This is a genomic window from Planococcus halocryophilus (assembly GCF_022489025.1).
In the GTDB taxonomy this organism is placed as follows: Bacteria; Bacillota; Bacilli; order Bacillales_A; family Planococcaceae; genus Planococcus; species Planococcus halocryophilus_A.
In genome coordinates this window covers 1-11,351 of record NZ_JAKVTG010000011.1, presented here as the reverse complement: position 1 = coordinate 11,351, position 11,351 = coordinate 1, and the positions used below count along the sequence as shown (strand labels likewise).

Below are 11,351 nucleotides of genomic sequence, written 5' to 3'. Positions count from 1 at the left end.
ATTTGAGTTTGGAGACGATTTTAATCGTCTCTTTTACTTTTTCGGAGGCATATTTTGGAGAATAAAAAAAGAAACGATAAGAACATACTGTCTTTTATCCCGACAGGAGAATTTTATTATAGAAAAGCGATGAAAGAACTTCAACGTGAAAACTATCCTAAAGCACATAAGTATTTGCGGCGTGCTACTGAGCTTAGTCCGAGAGATGCGGTTTTTTTGACGCAATACGGCATTGTGTTGATGGAAATGCATGAATTTGAACAAGCCATGGATGTTCTTCATGCCGCACATGAATTAGATGCGAAAGACGCCGATATTTTGTTTTTCCTTGCTGAAGTCCATGCACACATGGGCTTGTTTTGGGACGCGCGAAATTATGCCAAACAATACTTAGTTAATGAAACGCAAGGGAAATATGCGGCTGAAGCTATGAGCATAGTTGATTTTGCAGAACAAGAAGAGTGGCAAGGTATTGATGAAAACGGGGACACCCAAGAGAGCGAATACCATTATCAACAGGAAAAAGCCCGACGCATGATGGAACAAGGTGATTTTAAAAGTGCTATTGAACTACTTGAAAAGCTGATCGAAGAGAAACCTGATTTTTGGGGAGCTTGTAATAATTTAGCTTTGGCTTATTTTTATATCGGAGAAGCTGAAATGGCTAAAGCCTTGCTTCATGATGTATTGCGGAGAAATACGGGTAATTTGCACGCGCTTTGTAATTTAGCTGTTTTTCATTATTACGAAAAGAATGCGGAGTTAGATGACATTCTCGAATTGCTGAAAAAAATTCAACCGTATGTATTTGAGCAACGGTATAAATTAGGGGCAACATTTGCGCTAGTCGGGAAATACAAAGAAGCCTATCGTTGGTTAAAAAGTTTGCAAAAACGCGGTTTTGAGGGCGATGCTGCATTTTATTTTTGGTTATCACATGCAGCTTATCATTCGGGGCATGAAGAAGCCTCGAGACAAGCCTGGGATCAGTTGAAGAAAATGGATCCAGATAAAGATGGTTATGCACCGTGGAACGAGCATTCTGCGATGCCACATGCAGATGCGCTTGAACATGACCGAGATTATTTGGTGAAAAAACTGGATCATGCGAAAAAGAGTGAACGACTTTTTGGTTTATTTTTATTAGGTAAGTCAGCCCATAAGCAAGAAATAATCTCTCATCCGAACTGGTTAGCGTCCGATCAGCCATCTGTGCTGGAAACCTTTGTGTTAGGATATGCCCTTGGTCATCCATTTAAAAAAGAAATTCCAGAAGAGCACGCGTTCATGCGCGCAATGGAAGTTGCAGAACTGCTATATGCAGCAGATGAAATGGTAACTCTGCAGCGAGTAGAAGTTTTCAAATTATGGTTTTTATTGTTTGAAAAAGCGTTTGATGAGAACTATACATTCAAGAATCCAGAGGCTTTAGCAGCAGCTGTCGAGTTTCTGCTGAAAGCTGCTAATAGTGAAAAAATAACTAAAAAACAAGTGGCGGACCGCTTTGGAATATCTGTCTCAACGTTAACAAAGTATATAAAAGACATGACAGTGTACTTGCCCAATATGGAGTTGTAGGCATAAAAGTTGAAGCTTTAGCTGGAATCTTATACGATTTAGCTACTGAAGAAATAGGAGGCCTATTAATATGACTGATACAACTAAAATTTATGATGTAATAATTATTGGAGCAGGACCAGCAGGCATGACTGCCGCTGTTTACACTTCTCGCGCAAACTTGACAACGTTAATGCTTGAACGCGGTATTCCAGGTGGCCAAATGGCTAATACGGAAGAAATTGAAAACTATCCTGGATTTGAACACATCTTGGGTCCAGATATTTCAACGAAAATGTTTGAACATGCAAAAAAATTCGGTGCTGAATATGCATACGGAGATGCAACTGAAATTATTGATGGAGAAGAATTCAAAACCATCAAAGCAGGATCTAAAGAATACAAAGCTCGTGCTATTATTGTCACAACTGGTGCTGAGTACAAGAAAATGGGTATTCCAGGTGAGTCTGAATTAGGCGGCCGTGGTGTCAGCTATTGTGCAGTATGTGATGGGGCTTTCTTTAAAGAGAAAGAATTGGTTGTTGTCGGCGGCGGAGATTCGGCTGTAGAAGAAGGAGTTTACTTGACTCGCTTTGCAAGCAAAGTAACAATTGTTCACAGACGCGATGAGCTACGTGCACAAAAAATTCTTCAAGACCGTGCTTTTGCAAACGATAAAATCGACTTTATCTGGAGTCATACGGTTAAAGAAGTTCACGATGAAGGAAATGGTAAAGTTGGTGCAGTAACATTAGTGTCTACTGAAGACGGATCTGAAAAAGAATTTAAAACAGATGGTGTCTTTATCTATATCGGTATGCTTCCATTAACAAAACCATTTGCTGAATTAGGAATCTTAAATGCTGAAGGATATGTAGTAACCAATGAAAAAATGGAAACTTCAGTTCCAGGAATTTATGCAGCAGGCGATGTTCGTGAAAAAACATTGCGTCAAGTAGTTACCGCGACAGGTGATGGTAGTATTGCAGCGCAAGCAGCTCAACATTATATTGAAGAGCTAGTTGAAAAAATTAGCATGAAAACAGAAGCTTAATTGTTTCTTAATCTTTTTGTAACGCGCTTGTCATAGTGCTTCTATATAGTAAGAAGAGTAAATGACCCCCTTTTTTTAAAAGAGTTTTTGATAGGCCATCTTTCGAGCGAATCGAAAGATGGCCTTTTTTTTCATTCCTTTGCACGGCACGCCAGGATAGATGTATAATGAAGAGAGTTTACAATAGATGCGGAGTGTCGAATGTGCAGCGAATCGCGAATTTACTAGTTATTAAAAATGGACAAGTATTATTATTAAAGAAACCACGACGTGATTGGTACGTAGCACCAGGTGGCAAAATGGAGCCTGGCGAGTCAATTTTTGAGGCGGCAGTTCGTGAGTTTACAGAAGAAACAAATGCTACGCCAATAGGTACGCATTTAAAAGGCGTTTACACAATGATGATTCAAGAACAAGGAAAAACAGTGAATGAATGGATGATGTATACATTTGCAGCAAACGATTTGACTGGCGACTTATTCAAAGAAACACCTGAAGGTATATTGGAGTGGCATCCGGTAGAAGCTTTGGCAACTTTGCCAATGGCAGAAGGTGACCGAACGAATTTGCAATTTGTAGCAAACCAGCAAGGGGTCCAATATGGTACATTTTATTACACCCCCGAGTTCCAGCTGATTAAAGAGAATATCCAATCATCAATTGAAGAGGTGAATCACCCGAATGAATAATCATGTAGAGGAAACCGAATTAATCATCATTACAGGAATGTCTGGCGCAGGAAAAACGGTTGCCATCCAAAGTTTCGAAGATTTAGGGTTTTTTACAATTGATAACTTACCACCAACATTGCTACCTACTTTTCTTAAGTTAATGAGAGATTCTGGAAAATCAATGAAGCGGGTAGCAGCAGTTATGGATTTGCGTGGTGGCGACTTTTTTGACAGTCTTGTCGATGCTATTGACGATTTGTCGAAAGAACCAAGAGTTTCGATTACCATTTTATTTTTAGACGCAGAAAATGAGGCGTTGGTTAGTCGGTATAAAGAGTCAAGACGATCTCATCCTTTATCACCTGGTGGATTGGTTTTGGGGGGCATCAAAAAAGAACGCGATATGTTGAGCGATCTCCAAGGGCGAGCGCAAAATATATACAACACATCCAATATGACACCACGTCAGTTAAAAGAACGCATTACCTCTGATTTCTCATCCAAAACAAGCAACGTTTTTACGGTAAACGTAGTGTCTTTCGGGTTCAAACACGGGATGCCAATTGATGCTGATTTAGTATTTGATGTGCGCTTTTTACCAAACCCGTACTACATCGAAGAGTTAAACCCACTAACAGGGCTTGACAATCGAGTTTCGAGTTATGTATTAAAATGGCAAGAAACACAGACGCTTATTGAAAAACTGACAGATCTTTTACAATTTATGATTCCGCAATATAAACGTGAAGGAAAAGCGCAACTGGTCATTGCATTTGGTTGTACAGGAGGTCAGCACCGTTCAGTTACATTGGCTGAATACTATGGTAAACTTCTGGCAAAAAACAATAAAGTTATCGTTACACATAGAGACGTAAAAATCAGAAAGGAATGAGCGCATGGAACGTAACCAGCACCGGAAACGTATCGTCATTTTAGGCGGTGGCACCGGACTTTCCACATTATTAAGGGGACTGAAATTGTATCCGCTGGATTTGACGGCTATCGTAACCGTGGCAGACGATGGTGGAAGTTCAGGACGTTTACGAGACGATTTAGATATTCCTCCACCGGGAGATATTCGAAACGTCATGGCAGCATTATCAGATGCTGAGCCACTAGTTGCTGAGATGTTCCAATATCGTTTTAAGCACTCTTTAGATCTTGATGGTCATTCATTAGGAAATTTGATGCTTGCTGCTTTAACGGATATTACAGGAGATTTTTCTCACGCAGTACGAGAAATGAGCCGCGTGTTAAGTGTGAACGGTACCGTTTTACCAGCCGCAAACCAGATTGTTACTTTAAGTGCAGAATTAGAAGATGGCACCATTATTGAAGGGGAATCTAAAATACCTGCGTATTTGCAGCCTATCAAACGTGTTTTTATTGAACCATATGATGTAAAAGCTTTGCCAGCGACGATTGCGGCTATTGAAAATGCAGATGTCATAGTAGTTGGACCTGGGTCTTTATATACGAGTATTTTGCCGAATTTGTTGGTGAAAGATATAAGAAAAGCTGTAATTGCTGCAAAGGCGAAGAAAATCTATATTTGTAATTTAATGACTCAAGCAGGCGAGACGTATAAATACACAGCCTCTGACCATGTGAAAGCTTTGTATGATCACGTAGATGAAAAATTTCTAGATGCCATATTGCTTGATAAAGTACAAATGCCAGCGACGATTGCTGAGCGTTATGAAAAAGAACAAGCGTGGCCGGTTGAATACGACGAAGAGCGACTAAAGAAAATGGGTCTTGAAGTTTATCGAAAAGACATTGCCAATATTTCTGGTGAAACTGTACGTCACGAACCGACAAAAGTCGCAGAATGGCTATTTGAATATGCTGATGGTCATGCCAGTAAAGATTCGAAGCAGCTATATTTTTAGTGCTTTGAAAGGGGGAACGAATTTTGTCTTTTGCATCCGAAACAAAAAAAGAAATGACGCAAATAGATGTCGATGATTGTTGTGGTAAGTCTGAGCTTTCTGCAATGATCCGGATGAATGGCACGTTATCGTTTTCCAATAGGCAATTGAGCCTGGACATCCAAACCGAGAATGCTGCAATAGCTCGCCGTATTTATACATTGTTAAAACGTTTTTATAAAGCCTATCCTGTCGAATTGCTTGTTAGAAAAAAAATGCGATTAAAAAAGAACAATATTTACATTTGCCGAATCCGTGAAGGTGCTAAGCAAATGCTTGAAGACTTAGAAATCCTAACAGAAGGTTTTCAATTTCAGCATCAAATTGTTAAAAGTTTGATAGAGAAGGATTGCTGTAAACGTTCTTATTTAAGAGGTGCATTTTTAGCTGGTGGATCGGTAAACAATCCCGAAACCTCATCTTATCATTTAGAAATCTATTCTCTTTACAAAGACCATGCAGACTCTTTAGTTGAATTGATGAATAAATTTCATTTAAATAGCAAAACAATTGAACGGAAAAAAGGGTTTGTCACTTACTTGAAAGAAGCAGAAAAAATCGCTGATTTTTTAAGCATCACAGGTGCGCATTCTGCCCTTTTGAAATTTGAAGATGTTCGAATTATTCGAGATATGCGCAATAGTGTTAATCGTTTAGTTAATTGTGAAACCGCTAACTTAAATAAGACAATCGATGCGGCGCTACGACAAGTGGAGAACATTCGATTTATCGATCAATCGATCGGAATTGATCAATTACCAGAGAGATTACGTGAAATCGCTCGACTTCGTGTAGAGTATCAAGATGTCACGTTGAAAGAGCTAGGCGAGATGGTCTCTGGTGGTACAGTGAGTAAGTCAGGTGTCAATCACCGGCTACGGAAAATTGATGAGATTGCAACGTCCTTGAGAAACGGAGAAATGATCGGCCACTAACGATTGGCTGTTCTTTCATATAGAAGATAGTTAAGTTTTAGAGGAGGGTCAGAATGGTTGAAAAACAGGTGAAGGTACTATTGAAAACAGGTCTTCAAGCAAGACAAGCCGCTTTATTTGTACAAGAAGCGAACCGTTATAGCGCAGATATTTACTTAGAAAAAGACAATAAAAAAGTAAATGCGAAAAGCATCATGGGAGTTATGAGTCTGGCGATTAGTAAAGGAACAGATGTTAAAGTTTCTGCTGAAGGGCTAGATGAGGAAAAAGCGGTTGATTCTTTATCGCAAATTATGGAACGAGAAGTGTAAGCTTTAAAAGTTAGGCATCATTATTTACACAAAACATAAAAAAATCACAGCCGCGAAGGCTGTGATTTTTTTTACATGTCTTTTTTGTGGTTTTCAGGTAATTTGCTGCGAGTGATTACTTGATCGATCAAACCGTATTCAAGCGCACGTTCAGCTGTCATAAAGTTATCGCGGTCTGTATCTTTCGCGATCACATCAATTGGTTGACCAGTACGTTCAGAAAGAATTTGGTTCAACTTCTCACGAAGGTGTAGAATGCGTTTTGCTGCAATTTCGATTTCAGTCGCTTGTCCTTGTGCGCCACCAAGAGGTTGGTGAATCATTACTTCAGCATTTGGAAGAGCTAGGCGTTTGCCTTTTGTTCCAGCTGCAAGTAAGAAAGCGCCCATTGAAGCGGCCATACCGATACAGATTGTTTGAACATCTGGACGGATAAATTGCATTGTATCGTAAATTGCCATACCGGCTGTGATGCTACCGCCTGGGCTGTTGATGTAGATCGAAATATCTTTATCTGGATCCTCTGCTTCTAGGAACAGAAGCTGTGCAACAATTGAGTTCGCAACATTATCGTCAATTGCGCTACCCAACATAATGACACGGTCTTTTAACAAACGTGAGTAAATATCATAAGCACGCTCGCCTCGGCTAGTTTGTTCAATTACTGTAGGAATTAAGTTCATAGAATAGTTCCTCCTCGATTAAGTGATTTGCAAACAATGCTGAAAGTTATCTCAGCTGTACTATTATCATACACATCATGGTCAATGAAGGTCAAATCTAACGAATTAAAAAAAGCAGCTTGATTAAGTTACAATATTTTCGTATAATAGAAAAGTCGCGAATAGCAAAAACGCCCTCGTAGTGTAATGGATCACACGTAAGATTCCGGTTCTTGAAATGGAGGTTCGATTCCTTCCGAGGGCATACACGCTACGCCAGTCGTAGCCTCAACGGTACAATGCAGGAAATTGCTCGCAAGATTATTGCGGCTACTAAACGTCTCTTTCGAGTAAAATCGAGGAGGCGTTTTTTTATGCGTAAAAACAAGCTAGATGCGGCAGAGTTTGAAGGATTAGCGGCAATCACAGGAGCGGGACGAATAATAAGAGCGGAGCAGGCGTTAGAATCATTTTGCGAAGATAGATTACGCAAGGGCATTCGTGATAGTACGATTCTTTATTATCGCAACGAGATAAACTTTCTCTTTCGCTATATTATGCGCGAATACGAGGAGATTCCGGCAATCACTGAAATAACTACGGAGATACTAGAGGCGTTTGTGAAATATCTACGCTACGAGCGAGGCAATAAAGATGGCGGCATTAACGCTAAGATTCGCGCAATCCGAACTTTCCTAAACTATTGCGAAGAAATCGGCTTTATTAAATATAACCCCGCGAAGGAATGGAAACAGATAAAAACGCGCGACCCGGAAATTAACGCATTTACCGGCAAGCAATTGAAGCAGTTATTTATGACGCCGGATATACGAAAGTTCTCCGGCATACGCGACAGATTGCTAATGATGTTCTTATTCGATACAGGAGCGCGCATTAGCGAAGCCTTAGCAGTAAAGGTGGAGGATTTACACTTTAAAGAGCGGCGCGCCTATCTACGGGATACTAAGAGCGGTTATTCGCGCTATGTGCCGCTTAGTGACGAACTTATTGCACACTTGCGCCAATTCCTAAAGATTCACGACGGCATGAGCGAGTTTATATTCGTAAGCGTTAGCGGCAAACCGATAGACAAGAATCATTTCCGCTTAACTATGAACGCATATGGCAAGAAATGCGGCATTAAAGGCGTTAGAGTATCGCCTCATACGTTTCGGCATACATTTGCGAAGTTTTACATCTTAAACGGAGGCGATGCGTTTAGCCTCATGCAAATAATGGGGCATTCTACTACGGATATGACGAAGCGCTACGTTAGATTGTTTTCTACGGAGATTGTAGAGAAGCATAGACGATATTCTCCGTTGAAAAACTTATGAGAATATCCGTTATCTATATTTAAATAAAGAGGATGTTGCGGAGAATTTCCGCGATTATCTTTAAAAATGGTTATAAATGAATTGCAAGAAGGATTATTCATAAATAGTTAGATAATAAAGGCAATTCAGTTGTTAAAATTGGAAATATGTGTTACTGTATACGTAGGTACAAAGGGAATGGAAAAAAAAGAAACAAAAATAAAAGCACATATCAATGTGACTTAAGGGGGAAATTTATTGAGATTTTCAGAACGTTTTAACATTGAGCCGAACCATCAGAAAAATTTGGAGTTTGTGGACATTAGGTTAGACATCGATAATAGGTTGTTTATAGACCCTACTATCATGGCGGTTTCAAGAAATCAAAGAGACAAGGTGTGGCATGATAAGATTCAGAATTTTATTGCCACAGTTTTAGATTTCTATCGGAATGGCGATAACGCTTCTGCAAGAGCTTTATTCAACTGTTCGCAAGAATCAAATGAAATATATTTAGGTTACACGGAAGGTGCTCCACGCGGAAGTGGGAACTCGGAAGAATCGCTAGATGAAGTTTTCCGTTATGCGCACGAACGAAGACTGCTAGAAGAAGGCTTGATTGAAAGAGTTGAAGATTTACACATCTTTGTACCGAAATTCGGTCCCGATTCTTTATCGGATTTGGTAGCAAGCCTAATTAAAAAAGAGTTAATTCAATTCACGGTTGACCAATGCAATCATCATGGGATTGACTTAACAGTTGAATTGACGAAGCCAACGTGGAATCAAGAGGGAAACCGTTGGGAGACCGTTACAGCGATGCTTCCCGAAGATGCCGATGGAAATCCTATCGTGCTAATTCCAAAAGGGATAATAACTGCAAGTTATGCCTATGACCCTAAACATTATCTTTCGACTGTAATTGCTGTAAATCGCCAAGAATATCATCGAGCGAATGAGACAGAATTGCACAACAGAAGGTTGAAAACAGAAGGTTTAGTAAGTAAGAAAATGATATACGAAGAAGAGATTAAGGGTGAAGGGCTAACTGAGAAGGAATATCTTATCAATAATACTCTCGAAGATGTAGGGCAAATCCAAAGATTTAGAGACAATATCAGAACTACTCAAAAAACCACTAATAATGGGAGAATGAGTGATATGGAGCTCGAAAATTTCTTGAGGGATTCATACAGAGAATAAAACGTTGAAGGCGCTAGATTTGCGAATCTTAGCGTCTTTTATTTTTGCTGAATTAAAAAAGTTGTAGGCAATTTCGACGCACCCGGCAGAGGGCGTAGGGGTATGCGATAGCCCCCGGGGGGTACGCCGCCCTCCGATTGCCAAGCGAAGCTTATGCGAAACGCGGAGCGGCTAGGCGGAATTTATCCGCGATACTTGACAGTCGCAATGCTTTACGAATGTATAAATATACCGTCTCTACTTCCGATAACATTACTTATGTAAACTCGATTGCAATACGAAAGGTTGATATGACGGCGTTCTTGCGGCAATCATTGCGGCAATGATATACGGTATTTTATACAACGTTGTTAGACCGGCATTTGTGGCGTATGCAATGCGAATACTTTGCCGGCATTTCTGCATAAAACGTGCATGGAATTATGACGGTATTTGCTACCGAATTGAAATGAGAAACGGCGAGGTTCAACAACTGTATAGCGTGGGATTAATGATGAGCGTCAAAGAGCGGAGAGATTCGGCTTTTTGGCGCTTTTTTATGCGATGTTATAAAAGTCTTAAAACATAACAGAATATAAACACAAGCCCTTTAGGGTGCAAAAAGGGCGTTCGACAAGCCTTTTAGGGTGCATTTTTGCTAACTCTTAAAACGAATATTTATACAATATTTACTCGTATTATGTATACTTATTCATATTATATAGTATTTTATGCAGTATTTATGTATATTTTGGTGTGTTTTATAAATTCTTATGTATCTATATCAGTCGTATCTTTTAAGTGGATACGCAATAAGTAGTAAGCGAGACAACCTTAGGCGGCGGCTAAAGCCTTGCCTGCATTCGCTAAAGCTCATGCGCATATATAAAATAGCTATCATTGCAAAAGTATTATTTAGGCAAGAAGTATAATAACACGCATAGCACGAGCCAAGCGAGTGCAGACAAGCGAAGCGCAGTCTTAGGATAAAGCGGAACCGCTCCGCAATAAAACGATTATCCGAGTTAAAGCTCCGCAGAAAACGCGCTTCCTTGAGGATTTCCGATGCTCATGCGTCATGAACGCGGCGCCTAGTTATTGCGGAACCCAAGCGTAGCAATACCGAAAGCCGCCGCAATAGCAGCGAGTTTGCGAAAGATTTCCGTTTAGATAACATGCCGTAACACTGCTACGCAATAGCATTAACATAAGCGCCGCTCCGCGATGAAAGGCGGCTAGCGATACTTTAACGCATTAAAGCGATAAAACGTCATAATTGGCACTCATTTCATTCGTTAAATGCGGTTGATTGCGGTATTTATGCCGGAGCTATTGCGATTGCGCGATGTTATAGAGGCAATGGAGCGGCTGATTGCGTTTATTTAAGAAATTTGCGTATAGAGGCTACCAAAAGGGTCTTTTCGTATCCTATATATTGAAGGGGTAAATTTATTTAGGTTATTTTTGATTTAGAGGCTGACAAACGGGTGTTTCAGTATCCTATATATTGAAGGGGTAAATAAGTTTGTGATAATACCTGAACAAAAGCACCATTGAAATACTTAATATATAAAGGCATTAAACGAAAGAGCCCGGCGCAATAGCGCTAGGCTTTTTTGAATACGCTTTTTTAGACGCAACCGCCAAGCTAATGCTTATGAAGTCAGCCACGGAACGCAAGGAAAAACGAATCGAAGGAGCAAACGAAATGAACGCATCACAACGCAAAGAG

Annotated in this window: 10 protein-coding genes and 1 tRNA gene; 10 read left to right on the top strand and 1 reads right to left on the bottom strand. The window is 40.0% G+C overall.

What is annotated here, in order from left to right:
• Positions 1–54 precede the first annotated feature (54 nt).
• The 7 genes from MLE13_RS12475 (at position 55) to MLE13_RS12445 (ending at position 6,459) form a co-directional block, all read left to right on the top strand.
• The gene (locus MLE13_RS12475) at positions 55–1,578 is read left to right on the top strand and encodes a tetratricopeptide repeat protein (protein WP_240750013.1); all 1,524 of its coding nucleotides are present in this window, start codon (positions 55–57) and stop codon (positions 1,576–1,578) included.
• A 70-nt stretch (positions 1,579–1,648) separates the two neighbouring features.
• Positions 1,649–2,611, top strand: coding sequence for a thioredoxin-disulfide reductase (trxB, locus tag MLE13_RS12470; protein ID WP_240750012.1), 963 nt, complete (start codon positions 1,649–1,651; stop codon positions 2,609–2,611).
• A 203-nt stretch (positions 2,612–2,814) separates the two neighbouring features.
• Positions 2,815–3,300, top strand: coding sequence for an 8-oxo-dGTP diphosphatase (locus tag MLE13_RS12465; protein ID WP_240750091.1), 486 nt, complete (start codon positions 2,815–2,817; stop codon positions 3,298–3,300).
• Positions 3,293–4,174: an RNase adapter RapZ gene (gene rapZ, locus MLE13_RS12460; RefSeq protein ID WP_240750011.1), complete on the top strand. Its 882-nt coding sequence runs from the start codon at positions 3,293–3,295 to the stop codon at positions 4,172–4,174. The genes MLE13_RS12465 and rapZ overlap by 8 nt, the downstream gene beginning before the upstream one ends.
• A 4-nt stretch (positions 4,175–4,178) precedes the next feature.
• On the top strand, positions 4,179–5,174 hold the full coding sequence (locus tag MLE13_RS12455) for a gluconeogenesis factor YvcK family protein (protein ID WP_240750010.1): 996 nt from the start codon (positions 4,179–4,181) through the stop codon (positions 5,172–5,174).
• Between the two features lie 23 nt (positions 5,175–5,197).
• Positions 5,198–6,148, top strand: a complete 951-nt coding sequence (gene whiA / locus MLE13_RS12450; RefSeq protein WP_240750009.1) for a DNA-binding protein WhiA — start codon at positions 5,198–5,200, stop codon at positions 6,146–6,148.
• Positions 6,149–6,201: 53 nt separating this feature from the next.
• Positions 6,202–6,459 (top strand): HPr family phosphocarrier protein, encoded by a 258-nt coding sequence (locus MLE13_RS12445; RefSeq protein WP_240750008.1) that lies wholly within the window; start codon positions 6,202–6,204, stop codon positions 6,457–6,459.
• Between the two features lie 71 nt (positions 6,460–6,530).
• Here MLE13_RS12445 and clpP read toward each other — a convergent pair whose 3' ends face one another.
• Positions 6,531–7,142, bottom strand: coding sequence for an ATP-dependent Clp endopeptidase proteolytic subunit ClpP (gene clpP, locus MLE13_RS12440; RefSeq protein WP_008429555.1), 612 nt, complete (start codon positions 7,140–7,142; stop codon positions 6,531–6,533).
• A gap of 172 nt (positions 7,143–7,314) precedes the next feature.
• On the opposite strand from clpP, the gene MLE13_RS12435 reads away from it, so the two are divergent.
• From MLE13_RS12435 to MLE13_RS12425, 3 genes are all read left to right on the top strand, one after another.
• Positions 7,315–7,386, top strand: a tRNA-Arg gene (locus MLE13_RS12435).
• 109 nt (positions 7,387–7,495) lie between these two features.
• A complete protein-coding gene (locus MLE13_RS12430; RefSeq protein ID WP_240750007.1) occupies positions 7,496–8,458 on the top strand; it encodes a tyrosine-type recombinase/integrase in 963 nt (320 codons plus the stop codon).
• A 237-nt stretch (positions 8,459–8,695) separates the two neighbouring features.
• Complete coding sequence (locus tag MLE13_RS12425; protein WP_240750006.1) at positions 8,696–9,640, top strand: hypothetical protein; 945 nt, start codon at positions 8,696–8,698, stop codon at positions 9,638–9,640.
• Positions 9,641–11,351 lie beyond the last annotated feature (1,711 nt).

Excerpts from the sequence above, each read along its gene's own strand:
- trxB (WP_240750012.1), top strand. The coding sequence starts at position 1,649 with ATGACTGATACAACTAAAATTTATGATGTAATAATTATTGGAGCAGGA.
- rapZ (WP_240750011.1), top strand. The coding sequence starts at position 3,293 with ATGAATAATCATGTAGAGGAAACCGAATTAATCATCATTACAGGAATG.
- MLE13_RS12455 (WP_240750010.1), top strand. The coding sequence starts at position 4,179 with ATGGAACGTAACCAGCACCGGAAACGTATCGTCATTTTAGGCGGTGGC.
- MLE13_RS12445 (WP_240750008.1), top strand. The coding sequence starts at position 6,202 with ATGGTTGAAAAACAGGTGAAGGTACTATTGAAAACAGGTCTTCAAGCA.
- clpP (WP_008429555.1), bottom strand. The coding sequence starts at position 7,142 with ATGAACTTAATTCCTACAGTAATTGAACAAACTAGCCGAGGCGAGCGT.
- MLE13_RS12430 (WP_240750007.1), top strand. The coding sequence starts at position 7,496 with ATGCGTAAAAACAAGCTAGATGCGGCAGAGTTTGAAGGATTAGCGGCA.